The sequence below is a fragment of the Streptomyces sp. NPDC047971 genome (assembly GCF_040653355.1).
Lineage (GTDB): Bacteria > Actinomycetota > Actinomycetes > Streptomycetales > Streptomycetaceae > Streptomyces.
The window spans coordinates 548,336-568,026 of the sequence record NZ_JBEZNW010000001.1; the positions used below are offsets into that span (position 1 = coordinate 548,336).

17 protein-coding genes are annotated in these 19,691 nt (G+C 73.2%); 6 read left to right on the forward strand and 11 right to left on the reverse strand.

Annotation, left to right across the window (positions count from 1 at the left end; translation table 11 throughout):
• Positions 1-2: 2 nt before the first annotated feature.
• Positions 3-1,235 carry an aminotransferase class I/II-fold pyridoxal phosphate-dependent enzyme gene (locus tag AB0D99_RS02415; RefSeq protein WP_362355933.1) on the reverse strand — a complete coding sequence of 411 codons (1,233 nt, stop codon included), beginning with the start codon at positions 1,233-1,235 and terminating at the stop codon, positions 3-5.
• A gap of 255 nt (positions 1,236-1,490) precedes the next feature.
• On the opposite strand from AB0D99_RS02415, the gene AB0D99_RS02420 reads away from it, so the two are divergent.
• The gene (locus AB0D99_RS02420; protein ID WP_362355935.1) at positions 1,491-1,994 is read left to right on the forward strand and encodes a hypothetical protein; all 504 of its coding nucleotides are present in this window, start codon (positions 1,491-1,493) and stop codon (positions 1,992-1,994) included.
• Here AB0D99_RS02420 and AB0D99_RS02425 read toward each other — a convergent pair.
• Positions 1,991-2,947, reverse strand: coding sequence for an IS481 family transposase (locus AB0D99_RS02425; RefSeq protein ID WP_362355937.1), 957 nt, complete (start codon positions 2,945-2,947; stop codon positions 1,991-1,993). The two genes, AB0D99_RS02420 and AB0D99_RS02425, sit on opposite strands and share 4 nt — an antisense overlap.
• A gap of 103 nt (positions 2,948-3,050) precedes the next feature.
• A complete protein-coding gene (locus AB0D99_RS02430) occupies positions 3,051-4,901 on the reverse strand; it encodes a transketolase (RefSeq protein WP_362355939.1) in 1,851 nt (616 codons plus the stop codon).
• A gap of 218 nt (positions 4,902-5,119) precedes the next feature.
• Between AB0D99_RS02430 and AB0D99_RS02435 the strand changes: the two genes are divergently transcribed.
• Together AB0D99_RS02435 and AB0D99_RS02440 are read left to right on the forward strand one after the other, a co-directional pair.
• Positions 5,120-5,956, forward strand: coding sequence for a methyltransferase domain-containing protein (locus AB0D99_RS02435; protein ID WP_362355941.1), 837 nt, complete (start codon positions 5,120-5,122; stop codon positions 5,954-5,956).
• Positions 5,957-5,977: 21 nt separating this feature from the next.
• A complete protein-coding gene (locus AB0D99_RS02440; RefSeq protein ID WP_362355943.1) occupies positions 5,978-6,328 on the forward strand; it encodes a VOC family protein in 351 nt (116 codons plus the stop codon).
• Positions 6,329-6,373: 45 nt separating this feature from the next.
• On the opposite strand, the gene AB0D99_RS02445 is transcribed toward AB0D99_RS02440, so the two are convergent.
• Positions 6,374-8,347, reverse strand: a complete 1,974-nt coding sequence (locus AB0D99_RS02445) for a DUF5107 domain-containing protein (protein ID WP_362355945.1) — start codon at positions 8,345-8,347, stop codon at positions 6,374-6,376.
• A gap of 40 nt (positions 8,348-8,387) precedes the next feature.
• Positions 8,388-9,293 carry an arginase family protein gene (locus AB0D99_RS02450; protein ID WP_362355947.1) on the reverse strand — a complete coding sequence of 302 codons (906 nt, stop codon included), beginning with the start codon at positions 9,291-9,293 and terminating at the stop codon, positions 8,388-8,390.
• A gap of 69 nt (positions 9,294-9,362) precedes the next feature.
• On the opposite strand from AB0D99_RS02450, the gene AB0D99_RS02455 reads away from it, so the two are divergent.
• Positions 9,363-9,695, forward strand: coding sequence for a DUF6204 family protein (locus AB0D99_RS02455; RefSeq protein ID WP_362355949.1), 333 nt, complete (start codon positions 9,363-9,365; stop codon positions 9,693-9,695).
• Between the two features lie 114 nt (positions 9,696-9,809).
• Here AB0D99_RS02455 and AB0D99_RS02460 read toward each other — a convergent pair whose 3' ends face one another.
• Together AB0D99_RS02460 and AB0D99_RS02465 are read right to left on the reverse strand one after the other, a co-directional pair.
• Entirely contained in the window at positions 9,810-10,199 is a 390-nt protein-coding gene (locus AB0D99_RS02460; RefSeq protein WP_362355951.1) for a hypothetical protein, read from the reverse strand.
• Between the two features lie 119 nt (positions 10,200-10,318).
• Positions 10,319-11,746: an MFS transporter gene (locus AB0D99_RS02465; protein WP_362355953.1), complete on the reverse strand. Its 1,428-nt coding sequence runs from the start codon at positions 11,744-11,746 to the stop codon at positions 10,319-10,321.
• Positions 11,747-11,904: 158 nt separating this feature from the next.
• Here AB0D99_RS02465 and AB0D99_RS02470 point away from each other — a divergent pair, with 158 nt between their 5' ends.
• Together AB0D99_RS02470 and AB0D99_RS02475 are read left to right on the forward strand one after the other, a co-directional pair.
• Complete coding sequence (locus AB0D99_RS02470) at positions 11,905-12,654, forward strand: GntR family transcriptional regulator (protein ID WP_362355955.1); 750 nt, start codon at positions 11,905-11,907, stop codon at positions 12,652-12,654.
• Positions 12,655-12,731: 77 nt separating this feature from the next.
• Positions 12,732-13,832, forward strand: a complete 1,101-nt coding sequence (locus AB0D99_RS02475) for an adenosine deaminase (protein WP_362355957.1) — start codon at positions 12,732-12,734, stop codon at positions 13,830-13,832.
• A gap of 66 nt (positions 13,833-13,898) precedes the next feature.
• Here the strand turns inward: AB0D99_RS02475 and AB0D99_RS02480 are convergent, their stop codons facing one another.
• From AB0D99_RS02480 to AB0D99_RS02495, 4 genes are all read right to left on the reverse strand, one after another.
• Positions 13,899-14,690 (reverse strand): GNAT family protein, encoded by a 792-nt coding sequence (locus tag AB0D99_RS02480; RefSeq protein ID WP_362355959.1) that lies wholly within the window; start codon positions 14,688-14,690, stop codon positions 13,899-13,901.
• A 152-nt stretch (positions 14,691-14,842) separates the two neighbouring features.
• Positions 14,843-16,612: a CocE/NonD family hydrolase gene (locus AB0D99_RS02485; RefSeq protein WP_362356061.1), complete on the reverse strand. Its 1,770-nt coding sequence runs from the start codon at positions 16,610-16,612 to the stop codon at positions 14,843-14,845.
• A 158-nt stretch (positions 16,613-16,770) separates the two neighbouring features.
• Entirely contained in the window at positions 16,771-17,703 is a 933-nt protein-coding gene (locus AB0D99_RS02490) for an LD-carboxypeptidase (protein WP_362355961.1), read from the reverse strand.
• Positions 17,700-19,685: a prolyl oligopeptidase family serine peptidase gene (locus tag AB0D99_RS02495; RefSeq protein ID WP_362355963.1), complete on the reverse strand. Its 1,986-nt coding sequence runs from the start codon at positions 19,683-19,685 to the stop codon at positions 17,700-17,702. The genes AB0D99_RS02490 and AB0D99_RS02495 overlap by 4 nt, the downstream gene beginning before the upstream one ends.
• Positions 19,686-19,691: the final 6 nt, after the last annotated feature.

Here is a 19,691-nt window from a genome sequence, read left to right on the forward strand (position 1 = left end):
TGTCAACGAAGTTCCTCCAGTGCCGCGCCGAACGAGCTCAACGCGGCCGCCACATGCGGCAGTTCCACCGGGTTCGCCGAGGCCAGGGACTCCATCCGTTCCTCATCGGTCGATCCCAGGAACGCGCCGGTGTCGAACCGCACGCGCAGGGCGCCGAGTTCGTCGCCGAAGCGATGCCCGCCGGGGACCGGGGTGCCGAGCCGCTCGCTGAGGTGGTTCTCCAGCTCCATGGAGTCGGTGACGCCCCGGGCGGCGAGCCCGGCCCGGAGCGGGCCGAGATCGGCGTAGAGGTGGCGGCCGGCCTGCGGCGGCCGGGCGAGGGCGCCCGCGGTGAGGACGGCCCGGTGCGCGGCGGCGGCCACGCGCGCGTGGAGGCCGGCGGAGAGGGCGGCGCGCACGGTCACGTCCTCCGGCTCGTCGAGGGCGTGGGCGGCGGCGGGGGCGACCGGCCCCGCGACGCAGGCGCCGAGCGCGGTGAGGATGTCGAGGGTGCGGGCGCGGGGATCGGTGTAGCGGTCGGCGCGCGAGGGGTCGGTGGGCGGGAAGCGGGCCACGGCGCAGGGCCAGGCGACCGGGGCGAGGGCGCCGGCCAGGTCGTACAGGACGGTGACGTCCTCGGGACACATCTCGGCGGGGCTGAGGAGGACGGTGTCGTGGCGCCGGTGCAGGGTGTCGCGCCAGGTCTCGTCGCTGATGATGTGCAGCCCCTCGCCGACGGCCGCCTCGCAGGCCTCGCGGACCAGCTCGGGCGGGGCGACGGTGGCGGTGGGGTCGTCGGCGACGGAGAGCAGCAGCAGCCGGGGGTGCCCGCCCTCGGCCCTGACCCGCCGGATCGTTTCGAGCAGGGCGTACGGATCGGGTACGCCGCCGCACTCGGCGGGGGTGGGCACGTGGTAGGCGGGGCGGCCCAGGAGGCGGGCCTGCGGGGTCCACCAGGCGGGGCAGGGCCGGGGCATCAGGACGTCGCCGCCATGGGCGGCGATCAGGGCGAGGAGCAGGGGCTGCGCCCCCGGGGCCGCGACTACGTCCTCGGCGTGCGTGCGCAGGCCGCGACGCCACCAGTAGCCGCCGGCGGCCTCGCGGAGCACGGGCCCGCCGCCGGGTGGTTCCACGGTGGCGCGGCCCGCGGCGGCGGCGAGAAGGGCGGCGAGTCCGGGGAGTACGGGCAGGGCCGGTTCCGGGGCCGGAGGGCCGTAGCGCACCGGACCGCGGCCTTCCGGAGCCGTCTGCCTCATCTTCCGTACCTCCCGAAGCACCGGTTCGCGCCCGCACGGCGCCCACAGTGCCCTTTATACGAAGGTTCGGGACGGTTCGCCGCCCCGGGCGGGGGCACGGGACGACGAAGGGTGCTGGCCACCGGCGGGGCCCGCCACACACGACGAGGGGACCGTCCGGGTGAGGCAGGAGGAGGACGCCCGGCGGGGTGTCCGGCGTGTCGAACGGCGGCGGCGCGGCGCGGCGGCGCCCGGCGCGTGAGGTAGAACGTCGGCATGGATGCCGCAGTGCTTGAGCAGATGCTGGACGGGATATCGGGGCAACCGGTCGTGCGCCACGGGTACACCGGTCGCCTGCGTGACTACGAGGTCGTCGTCCGTGTGGTGACGGACTCGGATGCGCGGGAGTCGCCACTCCGCCGCTATCTCTTCCGGCACTGCGTCGGGGCCCGATGTCTCTCCTCGGTGCCGGCCGAGGTGTGGAAGCGTGCTCTGGACGACGGCACGATCGGCCAGGAGGCCGACGCAGAGCCTGAGGGGTCCGCCTGGGATGAGGCGTGGCATCGGTCTCCCGGGGCGGAGGTGGCGCCCCCGTCCGACGCGGCCCGTCGCTGGTCGCAGGCCCTTGGCATCGACTTCCACGACGTCTTCCTCAGGACCGACGTCTACCGACTGAACCTGCTCTTCTCCGAACTGCTGGTGACCGAGGTCCCCCACCCCACGACGCCCGAGGCGATCCACCCGAAGGCGGGTCACGGGACCCGGCGCGGCACGGACTAGCTGTATTGACCCGCAGCGTTGTTGACACGGCTGATCGGTGGGTTGCCTCCGAGTGCGGTGTGGCAGCGGTGGTGGTTGTAGGTGTGGAGGAAGTCTGTCAGGGCTTCGGTCCGCTCGTGGTTGGAGGTGTAGGGCCGCAGGTAGGCCCATTCGTCGAGCAGGGTGCGATTGAAGCGTTCGACCTTGCCGTTGGTCTGCGGCCGGTAGGCGCGGGTGAGTTTGCCGGTCGCGCCGAGGTCGTCCAGGACGTTCTTCCAGGCCAGGCCCTTGCGGTAGGCCCAGGCGTTGTCGGTCAGGACCCGTTCGATGCGGGTGATGCCGCAGGTCTGGAAGAACGCGGCCGCGCGGGCCAGGAAGGCCGCGCAGGTGGCGACCTTCTCATCGGAGTGGATCTCGCTGTAGGCAAGTCGGGAGTGGTCGTCGACGGCGGAGTGGACGTAGTCGAAGCCCACGCCGTTGCGGGTGGCCCGGCCGGCTTGGCGGCCCAGGGTCTTGTGGCCGCCGCCGTCGGGGATCCGGCCGAGCTTCTTCACGTCGATGTGGACCAGCTCGCCCGGGTGGTCGCGTTCGTAGCGGCGGATGATCTGGCCGGTCGGGCGGTCGATCCACGCGAGCCGGTTCAGGTGGTGGCGGGTCAGGATTCGGTGGACGGTGGATGCAGGCAGTCCCAGGACCGGGCCGATCCGGGCGGGCCCGAGCTTGCGGCTCCGCCGCAGCTCGCAGACACGGTCTTCCATCGCGGCCGGTGTTCGGTGCGGGTTCGTGTGAGGTTGGCTCGGCCGGTCGTGCAGACCCGCATCGCCCTCGGCCCGCCACCGGCGGATCCATTTGTGGGCGGTGGCCCGGGAGATCCCCATCTCGGCGGCCACATGAGCGACCGGACGGCCTGAGCGGACACGTTCGACCAGCAGTCTCCTACCGAAGACGGTCAGCCGGGCATTACGGTGGGGCACGAAGACCTCCGTGCGGTGAGTTCCTAGACAGCTCCCACCACACCGGAGGTCTTCGCCATGTTCAAGACCAGGCCGGTGTCAACAACGCTCGTGATCAATACAACTAGCGCACCAACACGCGCTCCAGCATCAGTTCGACCGCCGAGACGATGGCGTCCGCGTCGATGCCGGCCTCGTGGAGCTGTTCCTCGGGGGTCGCGGAGACGGGCATGGAGCGCACGGCGAGGCGGGCGAGTCGGGGGACCCCGCCGTGGCCGTTGGCGTACGCCTCGGCGACGGCGTCGCCGAGCCCGCCCTCGGGGTGATGGTCCTCCACCGTGAGGACGCAGCCCGTCGTCCCGGCCGCCTGGTCGAGGGTCGCGGTGTCCACCGGCTTGACCGAGTAGAGGTCGATCACCCGGACGGGCAGGCCGTGCTCCGCGAGCCGGTCGGCGGCCTTCAGGGCCTCGTGCACCGTCACCCCGGCCGCGACGACGGTCGCCCGGTCGTCGTCGCCGTGGCTGCGGAGCACCTTGCTCCCGCCGACCGGGAACTCCTCGTCCGGCCCGTACAGGACGGGGGTGCCGCCGCGGGTGGTGCGCAGGTAGCGGATGCCCTCCAGGTCGGCCATGGCCACCACCAGTCGCGCGGTCTGGTTGGCGTCGCACGGGTAGAGCACGGTGCTGCCGTGCACGGCGCGCAGCATCGCCAGGTCCTCAAGACCCATCTGGCTCGGCCCGTCCTGGCCTATGGAGACCCCGGCGTGCGAACCGACGAGGTTGAGACCGGCACGGCTGACGGCCGCCATCCGGACGAAGTCGTACGCGCGGGTGAGGAAGGCGGCGAAGGTCGAGGCGTACGGGACGTAGCCGCGCGCCTGCAGTCCGACGGCGGCGCCGACGAGCTGCTGTTCGGCGATCCAGCACTCGAAGTAGCGCTCGGGGTGCGCCTTCGCGAAGAACTCGGAGCGGGTGGAGTCGCCGACCTCGCCGTCGAGCGCGACGACGTCGGCGCGCACGTCTCCGAGGGCGGCGAGAGCGTGCCCGTAGGCGTCACGGGTGGCGACCTTCTCGCCCCTGCCGTACCGCGGGAGTCGCGGCGCGCCGTCCCGTCCGGGACGCGCCACGAGCGCGGCGGGCGGATCGGTCACCTGGACCCGCAGATCGCTCCGGCCGCCGAGCTCGGCGATGGCGGCCTCGGCGTCCGGCAGCGGTTTGCCGTGCATCCCCTCGCGGTTCTCCACCGCGGCCACGCCCCGGCCCTTGCGGGTGGCGGCGAGGATCGCGGTGGGGCGGCGGACGGTGGCCCGGGCCTCGCGCAGCGCCGCGTCGACCGCCTCGACGTCGTGGCCGTCGATCCGCAGGGTGTGCCAGCCGAAGGCTTCGAGGCGGGCCGCGTAGGCGCCCAGATCGTGCTGGTGGCGGGTGGGTCCGCGCTGGCCGAGCCGGTTGACGTCGACGATCAGGGTGAGGTTGTCCAGGCGGCAGTAGGCGGCGTGCTCCACGGCCTCCCAGACGGACCCTTCGGCCATCTCGCTGTCGCCGCTGACGACCCACACCTGGTAGGGGACGCGGTCGAGGAATTTCCCGGCGAGTGCCATGCCGACCCCGATGGGCAGGCCCTGGCCCAGGGAGCCGGTGGCGACGTCGACCCAGGGCAGCCGGGGTGTGGGGTGGCCTTCGAGGAGGCTCCCCCGGGCGCGGAAGGTGAGCAGTTCGCTCTCGCCGACGACGCCCGCGGCCCGGTACATGGCGTACAGCAGCGGCGAGGCGTGCCCCTTGGAGAGGACGAGCCGGTCGTTGCCCGGGTGGTCGGGTCGGTCGAAGTCGTACCGCAGGTGGCGGGCGAGGAGCACGGCGCCGATCTCGGCCGCCGACATCGAGGAGGTCGGGTGTCCCGAGCCGGCGGCGTCGGCGGCGCGTACGGCGTCCACCCGGAGCTGCCGGGCGAGCGAGGACATCGATGCGTACCCCATCACGAACCTCCTCCACGAGCCTTCGTGGCGGCTTGGCGTGCCCTGTCCACCGACGCGCGTACCCAGGGCTCCGGGGCGTATGCCCCGCGATCCGGGGCGGGGCGCCGGGACGGACCGCCGGTCCACTCGACGCTCTGCCCGCATGGTGAGATTCTCATCTCACCATGCGGCATTGGGGCGTACGGTGGCCGAACCAACCCAGACGAGGGAGTCCGGCCATGACCCATGCCTCCGAGCAGTCCGCTCCGCGGGAGACCGCCGTCTACACCCATGGACACCACGAGTCGGTGCTGCGCTCGCACACCTGGCGCACGGCGGCCAACTCCGCGGCCTACCTGATCCCCGAGCTGCGCCCCGGCCTGGACGTCCTGGACGTGGGCTGCGGTCCCGGAACCATCACCGCCGACCTGGCGGCTCTGGTGGCCCCCGGCCGGGTGACCGCGGTGGACGCGGCCGAGGACGTCCTGGACAAGGCCCGGGCCACCGCGGCCGAACGGGGCCTGGATAACGTGGAGTTCGCGGTGGCCGACGTCCACGACCTGGACTTCCCCGACGACTCCTTCGACGTCGTCCACGCCCACCAGGTGCTGCAGCACGTCGGGGACCCGGTGCGGGCGCTGCGCGAGATGCGCCGGGTCTGCCGCCCGGGCGGTGTGGTGGCCGCCCGGGACAGCGACTACGGGGCCTTCGCCTGGTACCCGGAGCCTGCCGCCATGACCGAGTGGCAGGAGCTGTACCGCCGGGTCGCCCGGGCCAACGGCGGCGAACCCGACGCCGGGCGGAGGCTGTTCGGCTGGGCGCGGCAGGCGGGGTTCACGGACGTGACGACGACGGCCGCCGCCTGGTGCTTCGCGACCCCGGACGAGCGGGCGTGGTGGAGCGGTCTGTGGGCGGACCGGACGACCGAGTCGGTGTACGCGAGGCTGGCGGTGGACGGCGGACATGCCACGCCCGGGGCCCTGACCGGCATCTCCGAGGCGTGGCGGGAGTGGGGCCGACAGGACGACGCCTGGTTCATGGTCCCCCACGGGGAGATCCTCTGCCGCGTCTCCTGAACCTCAACTAGGCTCGTACGCATGGAGATCCTGGGAACCACGCTACGCGTCTGCGTCGACGACCTCGATCCGGCGGTGGAGTTCTACGAGCGCCTCACCGGTACCTCCGCCCTCCGGTTCGAGCGCGGCGGGGTGTCGGTCGCGGCCGTCGGCTGTTTCCTGCTGATGAGCGGGCCCGAGGCGGAGCTGGAGGTCCTGCGGAAGGTCACCGCGACCATCTCCGTACAGGATGTGGACGCGGCGTTCACCTCGCTGGCCGACGCGGGGGCCAAGATCCTGGCCGGCCCGGTCCCGACCCCGGTGGGCCGCAATCTGATCGCGGTCCACCCGGACGGCTCCGTCTTCGAGTACGTCGACCGTCGGACCGGCTGAGCCGGCCGGTCCGACGGGACGCGCCAGGGACGCTTCAGGGACGTCTCAGGGACGCATCCGGAACTCGTAGACGTCCGGGACCGGTTCGTCGCTCACGGCGGACCACACGTCGCCCAGGATCTCGGCGCCCTCCCGCAGATCCGGAACCTCGAAGCCCGCGTCGAAGACGGCGCGGGCCTCGGCCTTGCGGCCCTCGGCGAGGAGGAGGCGGGCCTCGGCGAAGCGGAACGCGCCGTGCCCGTGGGCGGGTGCGGGCAGCCGTTCCCAGAGAGCCCGGGCCTGCGGGACCCGGCCCGCGGCCAGGAGCGCGGTGAGGGCCTCGCGCCCCAGGGCGGCGGTCAGCACGGCGCCGGCGTCCTCGGGCAGGGCGTCGAAGGCTTCCGCGAAGCGCTCGGCCGCCCGCTCCGGGTGACCGCCCTCCTCGTCGGCGACGGCCAGGCAGTACAGCAACGGCCAGCGTACGTGCGCCTGTTGGAGTCCGCGCTCCCAACTCCGCACCGCCTGGGCCAGATCGCCCGCGTGCCACTGCGCGATCCCGAGGTGGTACTCGGTGAACGGCTCGGCGGGTGCGGTCTCCAGCATGTCCCGCCAGTGGTCCGCGACCAGCGGCGGGCCCGGGACGGCACCGTCCTCGGGAGGCGGCAGGACGCCGGTGCGGAGCAGCTCCAGCCAGGGCTTCTGCTCTGCGCCCAGGGTGGACGCGGGGAAGGGGGTGCCGGGCAGCTCGTGCCCTCCGGCGAGGAGCTCCAGCGCGCCCCAGCCGGAGCCCGCCGCGAGGACGGTCACCGGTTCGGTGTCGGCCGCGCCGTCGCGCCACGCCGTGTACGCGGCGTCGACGGCGGCGCGCGGGAGCGCCTGCTCCAGGCTCGTCTCCACGCTCGCGCGGGCCGCCGCCCAGTCCTCGCCGTGAACCGCCGAGGGCGCGGCCGCGAGCGGCCCGTACGTCTCCAGCCAGTTGAACTCCGCCCCGGCCTCCAGCCTCAGATGCTCCAGCTGGGTACGGGCGAGTCCGGCCTGGATCTCGGCATAGCCGGGCGCGCCGGGTTCGGTGAGCCACTCCTGCCAGCGCCGGCCGCCGCGGGCCGAGCCCCAGACGAAGAGCTTGCGCCCGCGCAGCAGGTCCGTGGAGGTCTGGACGAGTCCGGCGCCGGTCTCGTCGAGAGCGGCGATCCAGCGCCGCCGTTCCTCGGGGACGTCGTAGAAGTAGTCGGCGGGAAGGGTGCCGCGGAGCGGGTACGTGTGGTCCGCCGCCGTGCCGGTGTGGTCCTCGGTGACGGGGACGGGGACGCGGCGCAGACCGCGTTCGTAGCCGTGGAGCCATGCCTCGTCGGCGGGCGCGAGGATCCTGCGGTCCTCGGGGACGGCGGTGTTGGACCACCAGTAGACGGGCACGGTCCGCTCGTGCGGGTTGCGTATCCGGATGCCGGCGTGCAGGAAGTCGGAGCCTTCGGGCAGCCACAGGTCGACCTGGAAGGGCAGGTCGCGCAGGCGCTCCCACTCCCACAGCCGGAGCATCTCGCCGCCGTCGGGGGCCGGGACGATCGCGGCGTGGACCGGGGAGCAGGAGAGCGTGGTGTGGCCGGTGGCGCCGATGTTCCATTCGATGCCGCCCGCGAACCAGGCGCCGTTGAGGGCGAAGGCGGCGGGCTGGAAGACCGGGTTGCGGTGGACCAGTTCGCGGCCGGTGGGCTTGTGGTGCAGGGAGTGGACGCGACCGCCGAGTCCGGGCAGGACGGTCGCCCGCAGCCGGTCGTTCTCGATGACGATCGCGTCGAGCGCGGCGGGGGTGCGCTCGCGTCCGTAGCCGTCACGGACCGGGACGGGCAGCAGGCTGCGCAGGGGCGCGTAGCCCAACTGCCGCGCCATGTCGCGCGGAACGTCCTCCCCGGCGCGCGGATCGGGCACGGCGGCCGTGTGCGGCGCGCCAGGGGCCCGCAGCGCGGGGAGGGGGTTGTCCGGTCCCAACGGGGCCGCGGGCAGGGTCAGTACGGCACGTCGTACGGTCGTCATGTCGACCATGGAACACGTCGGGCGCCCTCCTGACCAGGGGCGCCGCTCGTCATGCCGGGGCCAGGGCGGCGACCACGAGGTCCGTGAGCAGCGCTCCGGCGGTGCCGTCCGGGTCGAGATCCGGGTCGTAGATCGTGACGTTGAGTCCGACGCACCGTTCGGAGCGGACCAAGGTGCGCAGCAGCGGGGTGAGTTCGTGGGGCAGCAGTCCGTCGGGGTCGGGGCTGTCGACGGCCGGCATCACGGTGGGGTCGAGGACGTCGGCGTCGAGGTGGACCCAGAAGCCGTCGAGAGCGGGGGTCCCGAAGGCGGTCACGGTGGCGGCGGCGAGCTCGGCCGGGCCCCAGGCGCGCAGGTCGGAGACGGTGACGACGGGCACCTTCAGGGCGCGCAGGTCGACGAGCTCGGGATCGTCGAGGTAGGCGTCGCGGATGCCGAAGAGCCGGACGTCCTCCTCGCGGAGGTAGGGCCGCAGGCCCTCCAGGTCGGTGAGGTCGCGCTGCCCCCGGCCGGTGGCGAGGGCCAGTTCCTCACCGCCGGCGGCGCCCACGGCGTCGGAGTTGCCGGTGTGGCGGAAGTCCGGCGAGGCGTCGATCGCGGCGAGTCCGTAGCGGCCGAGTCGGCGCAGGGCGAGGGAGGCGCCGAGCTGGATGGAGCAGTCGCCGCCGAGGACGAGGGGGAAGTCCCCCGCCCGTACGTGCCCCTCGATCCGGTCCGCGAGCTTGCGGGTGTACGTGGCGAGGGCGGCCGCGTTGAAGACTCCGTCGCCCTCCCGCCAGTCGCCGCGGTCGTAGCGGGGCGGGACGACGACGCCGCCTTCCAGCGCGCCGAGCCGCCGCACGATCCGGTTCTCGCGCAGGGCGCCGGCGAGCTTGTAGCAGCCGGGGACGGTGCCGGGGGCCGGCGGGCGCAGGCCGAGGTTGGACGGGGCGTCGAGGGCCACGATATTCCGCATGCGTCTCATCCTCACGCCCGTAGTCTGGATCTTCAATCGACTTCGGCGAAGAACGCGAGGACCAGGGAAATGAGTACCGAGCACACCTACCGGGTGATCGTGCGCGGCACGTTCGACGGGCTGTCGGAGGAGAGCCGGGCTCGGCTGCTCGCCGAGGCCGACGAGCACGGGATGTCCGCGATGCGCTTCACCGACGCGGGCTCGCTCGCCTACGACAGGACGCTGAAGCACTTCTCGTACCGGGTGATCGTGGTCTCGGACGCGGCGGACGGCGTGGAGATGGCGGCGGCGATCGCGGAGGACCGGGTGGAGACGGCGCTCGGGGAGCTCGGTCACGGCCACGGTGAACTCACGTCGTCCGTCACCGACATGGACACGATGAAGATCAACTACAAGCGCTGAGGGACCCGCCAGCGGCCGGCAGCCTCGGGCAGTCCAGGGCGGGCGGCTGCGGTCCAGGGCGTATGGCGGCGGTCAACGGCGCGCGGCTGCCGGTCAACGGCGGGCGGCTGCCGGTCAGCGGCGGGCCGAGCGGACCTTCACCGGGCAGCTCTCGCCCTTCCGCACCACACCGATCACGACCGTGGTGCGGCCGTCGAGCGCCACACCCTCGTCGGGGTGCTGGGTGCACACCGTCCAGTTCGACGGCCACAGCACCCGACGGTCCCTCCCGCCGACGTCGTGGACATCGATGCGGGTGCGATGGTCGAGCGCCGTGAAGACCTGCCACAGTCCCTTGCCGAGGAAACCGGGCATCGGCGGGGCGTCCTCGTCGGCCACCGCCTCCTCCCCCGCCGTGACGGCCACCACCGCGAGCGCGAGCACGGCACCGGTGGCGATCCGGCCGGGCGTGAGGGACCAGGTGCGCCGGCGCCGACCCGTGCTCGACGTCTCCTTGGGCCTCATCCCCTGACCTCTCCTCCTCGTACGCGGCCGCCCCCGTGGGACCAGGATGGAGGGATCCGGTCCCGCGGGGGCGGTGGGAGGGCCGTACGGGTGAGGGTGCGGCCTCGCCCGCGGCCCGGTCAGTGGTGGGCGAGCACCGGCTGCGGCGCTTCGGCGGGCGCCTCGGCCGGGTCGGGCCGCTGGATGAGGAAGGCCGTGAGGACGCCGATGCCGAGCAGCGCGAGCGCCGCGTACATCGCGTGCTGGTAGCCGGCCTCGGTCGGGCCTCCGGCGTCGCTGCCCGCGGTGATCATCGCGGAGGCCAGGGCGATGCCGAGCGAGGCCCCGATGCCGAAGCAGGCTCCGTTGAGTCCGGAGAGCGAGCCGGGCTTGTCCTTCGGGGCGGTGGTCACGGCGAGGCCGTTGAGTCCGGTCAGCATGAATCCGCCGTAGGTGACGCCGAGCGCCGCGAGCGAGGCGACGAGGATCCACTCGTTGTGCAGGAAGAGCGTCGCGAAGAGGAAGATCGCGAAGTTGGCGACGGCGCCGGTGACGACGATGGTGCGCCAGCCGATCTTCGGGCCGAGCCGGCCGGTCAGCGGGGCGGAGACCACACCGATCAGCTGGATCGGGGTGAGGAAGAGGACGGCCGCGGTGACCGCGGAGAGGCCGAGGCCGACCCTGGCGTCCTGCGAGAAGAGCGGGATCGTGAGCGCGATGGCACCGAAGGCGCCGCCCAGGGTGCAGACCGTGGTGAGCAGCAGCGGCCAGGCGCGGCGCGAGGCGAGCACCTCGATGTCGATGACCGGGTTGGCCGCGCTCTTCTGCGAGACGACGAAGAAGACCAGCGAGGCGAGGCCGCCGAGCAGGAAGCCGAGGGTGAGGACGGAGGTCCAGCCCCAGGCGGCACCCTGGGCCAGGCCGACGAGGATGCCGGTGAGGCCCAGCGCGAGGGCGGCGATGCCGCGGGAGTCGAAGCGGCCGTCGGTCGCGGTGGCCGGGACGTCGGGGACGTACCTGCGGACGCCGATCAGGCCCGCGACGGCGATCAGGGTGGAGCAGACGAAGATGCCGCGGAAGCCGATGGTGTCGGCGATCTGGCCGCCGGCGATGGCGTCGACACCCGCGAGGCCGCCGTTGACGGCGGTGATGACGCCCGCGGCCTTGCCGAAGCCCGCCGGGGTCAGCAGCTGGTTGAGGGTGAGGAAGGCGAGCGTGAACATCGCCGCCGAGATGCCCTGGAGGATGCGGCCGGCGATGAAGATCTCGATGTTCGGCGCGAAGACGCAGAGCAGGTTGCCGGCGATCAGGACGACGGCGCAGACGATCATCATCGGCTTGCGGCCGCGCTGGTCGCTGAGGCGGGCGAGGGTGACCTGGCCGATGGCCGCCATCAGGAAGAAGAGGGTCTGCGAGAGACCGGCGGCGGCCGTGGTGGTGCCGAGGCGCTCGATGACATCCGGCAGGGCGGGGCTGAGCATGGTGGCGTTGATCTGGTAGCCGAGCACGGCGAGCACCATCGCCAGCAGCATGGGCCCGCGGCCCTTGAGGTCGGATGTTGCTGACATGTGGGCCCCTTTGCCGTGGATGTCATGTCGACGAACCCTACTTGTCTGACAAGCAAGGCTCAGACAGAGTGAGTTCTACGCGCGTCACACGTCAAGTCCCTTTGACCTGTGATTCCGGATACCGTTCACTTGCCGACAAGTCGGCAGGAGGAGGGGCAGTGGCAGTCAGCGGGCAGCAGCGGCGACCGGTCGTGGTGCTCTACGAGCGGATCGCGGACGCCATCCACGACGGCACCTACCCCCCGGGCTCGACCCTCCCCTCCGAGCCCAAGCTCGCCGGCGAACTCGGCGTGAGCCGCCCCGCCCTGCGCGAGGCGCTGCTGCTCCTCCAGGAGGACGGCCTGCTGTCCGTGCGGCGCGGGGTCGGCCGGACCGTCAACGACCACCCTCCCCGGCGCGGCTTCGAGCACATCCAGCCCCTGGAGGAGCTGATCGGCGCGGGTGCCCCGCTGCGCGTCCGGGCGCTGCTGCGGGCGGTCGAGGAGCCGACCGACTTCACCACCCAGCACCTGCTCGCCCCGGCCCGGGCGGAGCTGCGCTTCTGGGAGTCCTTGCTGGTCGGGGAGGGTGCGGCGGCGGCCCTGAGCCAGGAGTGGGCGGCCGCCGACGACGTGCTGGCGCGGGCGCACCCCGCCTTCGCCGAGGCGCTGCGCGCCGAGGCCGCACCCGAGCGGACCTCGATGCTGGCGGTGCTCGCGGGGGCCTCGCGCGGGGTGCCGCTGGGGGCCCACAGCAGCGTGACCGCGACGCTGGTGGGCCAGCGCCGCGGTGAGCAGCTCGGCCGGCCTGCCGACACCCCCGCGGTGCTGGTGACCCAGGTCGTACGGGTCGGGGACACCCCGGTCCTCGCGGCCAAGCACATGCTCCCGACGGGCGCGCCGGCGCTCCCGGTGCTCCAGTCGAACTGACCGGGCACCCCCGGGAGGCGGGGTGGGCGATCGCCGTCACAGCGCCCGCCCGCCGTCGTGGCGTACACTTCCGCGCCATGCACTTGTCTGACAACCCTGCCGCCCCGCTCAGCGCCCCGGTGTCCACGCCCGTCGCCGAGTGGATCCGCCGCGCGCCCAAGGCCGTCCTCCACGACCACCTGGACGGCGGCCTGCGCCCCGCCACCATCGTCGAACTGGCCCGGGAGTGCGGCTACACCGCGCTGCCGACCGAGGACCCGGCCGCCCTCGCGGTCTGGTTCCGCGACGCCGCCGACTCCGGTTCGCTGGAGCGGTACCTGGAGACCTTCGCCCACACCTGCGCGGTGATGCAGACCCGCGAGGCGCTGCACCGCATCGCGGCGGAGTGCGCCGAGGACCTGGCCGCGGACGGGGTCGTCTACGCCGAGATCCGCTATGCCCCCGAGCAGCACCTGGAGGCCGGGCTGACCCTCGACGAGGTCGTCGAGGCGGTGAACGAGGGCTTCCGTGAGGGCGAGCGCCGCACCGGCGGCCGGATCACGGTCCGCGCCCTCCTGACCGGGATGCGCCACACCGACCGCTCGCTGGAGATCGCGCGGCTCACCGTCGCCCACCGCGAGGAGGGCGTGGCCGGTTTCGACATCGCCGGCGGCGAGATCGGCAACCCGCCGGCCCGTCACCTCCCCGCCTTCCAGCACCTCAAGCGGCACAACTGCCACTTCACGATCCACGCGGGCGAGGCCGTCGGCGCGGAGTCGATCCACGAGGCCGTGCAGGTCTGCGGCGCCGAGCGGATCGGCCACGGCGTGCGGATCACGGACGACATCGCCGAGGACGGCACGCTCGGCCACCTGGCCTCGTACGTCCGGGACAACCGGATCGCCCTGGAGGTCTGCCCGACCTCCAACCTGCAGACCGGTGCGGCCAAGGACTACGCCTCGCACCCCATCGACGAGCTCCGCCGCCTCGGTTTCCGCATCACGCTGAACACGGACAACCGGCTGGTCTCCGGCACGACCATGAGCGAGGAGTTCCAGCACATGGTGGACGCCTTCGGCTACGGCCCGGAGGTCTTCGAGGAGTTCACCGTCGCCGCGCTCGACGCCGCGTTCCTGCCGCTGCCGGAGCGGCAGCGGCTGATCGACGAGGTCGTGCGACCGGGGTACGCGGCGCTCTGACGCCCCCGTCGCGCGCGGCGGCCCCGCACGGTTCCTGTCGACCGTGCGGGGCCGCTCGCTTCGCGCCTACGCCGGTACGAGCGGTCCGCGCGACGCCGACGCGTCGAGCCCGACCGCACCGTCCAGCAGGGGCGGCAGGGGTGATCCGTCCAGCACGGGCGGTCCGTCCAGCAGCGCCGCTCCGTCGAGCCGGGGCCCGCGGTCGAGCCGGGGCCCGCGGTCGAGCCTCGCCTCGATGACGGCCCGGACGGCCGGCCACTCGTCGTCGAGGATCGAGTAGAAGGCGGTACTGCGCACGGCTCCGTCGAGCCCGCGCGAATGCGCCCGCCGGACCCCTTCGCAGGTCGCTCCGAGGCGTTCGATGGCGGCCCGCGAACGCAGGTTCCTGGCGTCGGCGCGCATCGAGACGCGCCGCACCCCCCACACCTCGAAGGCATGCCGCAGCATCAGCAGCTTGGCCTCGGTGTTGATCCCGGTGCCCTGGGCCCGGGGCACGAGCCAGGTGTTGCCGATCTCCGCGGCGTCCGGCACCGCGGTGGCCGGATCTCCGTACGGCATCCCCGGCACCGAGGGCCAGACCAGCGGCCCCTGCCAGTAGTCGAGCTCCAGGAACCTCGTGGAGCCCACGACCTGTCCGTCGGCGGTACCGACGACGGCGAAGGGCATCGCCCGGCCCGCGGCCTGTTCGGCCAGGGCCCGTTCGAGATAGATCTCCGCCGCGTCCGGACTGTGGGGGACGGGCGTGAACGCGTACGTCGTACGGTCCTCTGCGCCGGCCGCGGCGATCGCGGCGACGTGCTGTGGTGCGAGGGGTTCCAGCCGTACGGTGCGGCCGGACAGCACAACGGGAAGTGGCACGGGGCCTTCGGTCCTTCTGCGAGTGGGGAGGCTGCCCCGCGCCGACGTCACGGCGCGAAGGCGGTGGCACAGTCTCTGCCCCACCGCCCACAGAGTGGGAAAAGAACAGGTAAAGAACGACCGAAGGTCGCGTGAATCCACCCTTCTGGCTGCTACCCCGATCGGCCCTTGACAACGGGCAGCTCCAGGACCCCGGTGTCCTCGGGCGCGGCGGTGACGGTCACCGGCTTGACGCCCCGGTTCCCGACGTACGCGTCGTCGCTGGCCGCGATCACGAACTCCAGGCGGTGCCCCGCCTCGTACCGGTGCACGATGCCCGGCAGCTCCACCGTGAAGGGCCGGGTCGCGTCCGGGACCCGCACCGGCGCCACGAGCCGGTTGACCAGGGTCTTCGTCCCGTCCGGGGCGATGTCGTAGACCTTGGCGAAGAGCACCAGCTTGTCGGCGGCGTCACCGGAGTCCTGGACGCGCTCCGTCTTCGGGGAGACGACCCTGAGCGTGGCCCGCGGGGAGCCGACGACATCGACGGGGGCGCTCAGCGGGGCGCTGGTCCAGCCGAGGTAGGTGCCCTTGATGTCGTACGGCCGGGGGTCAGGAAGACCGATGAGTCCGGCGAGCGAGGACTCCGAATGACTCGTGGGGACCAGCCAGTTGCTGTACGCACGCGAACCGCGGACGACCTTGGCGCGGTTGTCGACGAGCTTGCCGTCGCCGGAGAGATAGAGCTTCTGGCTGAGGGCGGGGACCCGGGCCGCGGTGCCGTAACCGCTCTGCCAGGAGCGGTAGTACGCGAACTCGGCGCCGGTGTCGATGCTCCGGTCGCCCCGCAGATGGCGGTCGAACCAGGCCAGGACGCGCTGTCCGACGTAACTGGTCTCCAGATTGCCCTGGCCGAGGTCGAGTTCGCCGGCGGCCTGTCCCCCGCTGTGTCCCCACGACTGCCAGATCATCTTGGTCTCGACGCCCCGCGCCTGGAGCCGCTCGTAGGTGTCCTGGGCCTCGTTGAGGGTGAAGAGGCTGTCGGCCTGGCCCTGGACGATCAGGGTCGGCGCCTTGACGCGGTCGAGGTAGGAGACCGGTGAGACGCTCCGGGCGAAGTCGAGCATCTTCCTGGTCTCCGCGTCGGGGTAGCGACCGGAGTTGAGGAGCCGGACGGTGTCGCAGGCGTCGGTGACGAAGTGCAGACAGCCGAGGCCGTTGATCCGGGACGGATCGAGGGAGGGAACGAGCAGGGGCTGCCCCTCGCCCATGAGGTAGAAGCCGTTGGCCCACTGCCACTTGAAGACGCCGGGGGTCGCGCGGTCGGCGCCGTTCGGGGCGAGCGAGTGGGCGAGGTCGTTCCAGGTGATGAGGGGGACGAGCGCGTCGAGCCGGGGGTCGACGGAGGCGGTGGCGAGCTGGACGGCGCCGCCGTAGGAGCCGCCCACCATGCCGACGCGCGGGTCTCCGGCGCCGTCCTTGGTCACGAAGTCGGCGCGGGTGCCGTCGTCGGCGGCGCGGGTGCCGCCGAGGAAGTCGACGAGTCGCGTGGCGGCCCGTCCGTCGATGCGGGGGTCGTCGAGGGAGATCAGGCAGCCGGACCTGCCGAAGCCGAGCCCCGAGTAGACGAGTCCGACGTACCCCCGGGCGGCGAACGCCTTCCCGATGGCATCGGTCGACCCGTCGGCCTTGCTCCCCCCGAAGCCGTTGGTGGCGAGCACGGCGGGCGCCGGGTGGGCGGCGTCGACCCCGGCCGGCCGGTAGAGATCGGCGTCGACCGTGCAGGTGCGCCCACCCGCGTCGACGGTGAAGGTCAGCGGGGTGACGGTGTACGAACCGGGTTCGGCGGCGCTCGCCCGGCCGGTCAGGACGAGGGGTCCGAGCAGCAACGAACTCGCCGCCAGGGAAAGCAGTCTGCGGGACAGCGGTAGCGCACGGGACACGGGCACGGGGCCTCCACGCTGGGGATACCGACTGGTACGTATCGATCCGGGCCCATGGTGTGACACGTGTCAGATCTCCGTCAACGCACCTGACAGGGGTTGTTGACGGAGATTCAGTGAAGGTGGACACGACTCCCCCGGGGGCGGAGGCGGCGGCCTCAGCGCAGCGCCGGCACGTCCAGTGTCAGCGTCCCGGCCTCCGCGTCCAGGACGCCGGGTACGCCGAGGGGGACGGTGAGGGCCGTCTCGCAGTGGCCGAAGCCCATCTCCTCCACCACCGGGACGCCGAGCGCGCCGAGCCGGTCGGCGAGGACCGCCCGGACCTCTTCGTAGGGGCCGCACTCCTCCCATGAACCGAGGCCGATGCCCGCGACCCCGTCCAGCCAGCCGGAGCGCAGCAGTTGGGTGAGGATGCGGTCCAGGCGGTACGGCTCCTCCCCCACGTCCTCCAGGAGGAGCAGGCCGCCGCGGGCCGAGGGGCGGGCGTGCGGGGCGGCGAGGTCGGCGGCGAGCAGGCTCACGCAGCCGCCGAGCGTGACGCCGCGGGCCCGGCCGGGAGCGATGGCGCGGGCGGTGTCCAGGCCGAGGGTCCGCACGGAATCGGGCTCGAAGAGCGTGGCCCGCAGGGACTCCTGGGTGCGGGGGTCCTTGAGGAAGGCGGCCGCCGCGACCATCGGTCCGTGGAGCGTGGCGAGGCCCGCGCGGACGGCGAACGCCTCGTGCAGGGCGGTGACATCGCTGTAGCCGACGAACACCTTGGGCCCCGCCGCCCGGATCGCCGACCAGTCGACGAGGTCCACCATCCGCTGGACACCGTAGCCGCCGCGGGCGCAGATCACCGCGGAGACGGTGGGATCGCACCAGGCCGCCTGGAGATCCCGGGCGCGGGCCGCGTCCGCGCCCGCGAGGTACCCCAACTCTCCGTGTGTGTCCAGGACATGGGGGGCGACCACGGGTTCCAGGTCCCAGCCGCGCAGCAGGTCGAGCCCGGCGGCGAGCCGATCCTCGGGGACCGGCCCGCTGGGGGCGACGACGGCGACCCGGGAACCCGGGCGAAGGCGCCGGGGCCGGCGCGGCGGAGTCACGGTCACCGTTTCAGCTCCAGCCGGGGGACGTCGGTTCGGGCGATGCCGAAGGTCTGCGCGTACAGCGAGAGTTCGGCCTCCAGAGCGCGGATCATCGTCTCGGCGCGGCGGAAGCCGTGGCTCTCGCCCTCGAAGGCGATGTACGCGTGCGGGACGCCGCGCCCCGCCATCCGCCCCAGGAACCGCTCGGCCTGCGCGGGCGGGCAGATCACGTCGTCGAGGCCCTGGAGCAGGAGGAACGGCGCCGTGATCCGCTCGACGTGGTCGAGCGGCGAGCGTTCCCGGTAGCGGGCGGGTACGTCGGCGAGCGGGCCGACGAGCGACTCCAGGTACCGGGCTTCAAAATCGTGGGTCTCGTCGGTCGCCCATCCCAGCAGATCGAGGATGGGATAGATGATCGTGCCGCAGGCGTACACCTCGGTGGTGACGAGGGACGCCGCGGTGGTCCAGCCGCCCGCGCTGCCGCCCCGGATCGCCAGCCGGGCCGGATCGGCGGTGCCCTCGGCGGCCAGCGCCTCGGCGACGGCGGCGCAGTCCTCCACGTCGACGACGCCCCACTGCTCGCGCAGCCGCTCGCGGTACTCCCGCCCGTAGCCGGTCGACCCGCCGTAGTTGACCTCGGCGACGCCGATGCCCCGGGAGGTGAAGTAGGCGATCTCCAGGTCGAGGACGAGCGGAGCGTGCCCGGTCGGCCCGCCGTGCGCCCAGACGACGTAGGGCGGCAGCTCCTGGCCGGGGGCGATCCGGTCGGGGTTGTGGGGCGGATAGACGTGGGCGTGGATCTCGCGGTCGTCGGGGCCGGTGAAGGTACGGATCTGGGGCTCGGGGTAGTACGCGGGGTCGACGGGATCGTCGTGGGCCGAGCCGATGACCCGGGCCCGGCCGGTGCCGGTGTCCAGCTCCACGACCTCGTAGGCGCTGCGCGGGCTCGCCGCGACGCCGACGACGCGGGTGTCCTGCACGGCGAGGGTGGAGGCCCACTCGGTCCAGGGGCCCGCGGCGTCGACGAGTTCCCCGCTCTCGGGGTCGAGTATCCCGAGAGTGGTGGCGCCCTTGCCGTGGACGACGGCGACGAGGCCGCTCTCCAGCGGGTGGAACCATCTGAGACCGATCTTCCACAGCGGTCCGCCGAACTCCTCCGGGCGCGGGCAGAGGGCGACCGGCTCTCCCCCGGGGTCCGCGCGGTAGAGGTTCCACCAGCCACTGCGGTCGCTGACGTACAGAAGCTGTCCGTCGGCGCTCCAGTCGACCTGAGGCACCGACTCCTCCGGCCCGCCGGCGACGGTCCGCGCGCCCTGGAAGGTGCCGTCGGCCGTGACCTCGGCGAGGAGCACCTCGGTGCCGTCCCACGGCATCCGCGGGTGGTCCCAGGCGATCCACGCGACCTGCCGTCCGTCCGGGGAGAGCCGGGGGCCGGTGACGAACCGGTGGCGCCCGTCGGAGAGTTCGCGCACGGCGCCGCGGTCCTCGGCGGCCGAGCCGTCGAGGGGTACGGCGGCCAGGACGCGACGGACGTCGGTGGGCGCGGGTCCGGTGAACTCCTCCAGGACGCACCAGACTTCACCGCGTTCGGGGTGGATCACCGGGTCGGCCCAGCGCAGTCCGCCGCCGACGGTGGAGACGGGGGTGAGGGGCTGTGGCGCGGATCCGGGGCCGGCGTCGGGCGCGTGGGCGTAGAGCCGCTGGTCGGGGTGGTGGCTGAACACGACGAGCGGTCCGCCCGCCGTGCGGGCCAGGCCCGCCCAGGGCTGTCCGCCGTACTCGACGACCCGGCTGCGGACGTTCCACGGGGCGGGAAGCACCGACTCCTCGGTGCCGTCGGCGCGTCGGCGGACGAGCGCGCGCCGGCCGCCCTCGGTGGGGCGTGGCGCGGTCCACCACACCTCGTCGCCGATGACGCCGACGTACTCGGGGCGTCCGTCGTGCCGGGCGGCGAGCGCCGCGTCGATCGGGGAGGGCCAGGTGCCGTGGTCGCCTGTCGGTACCATCTCGGC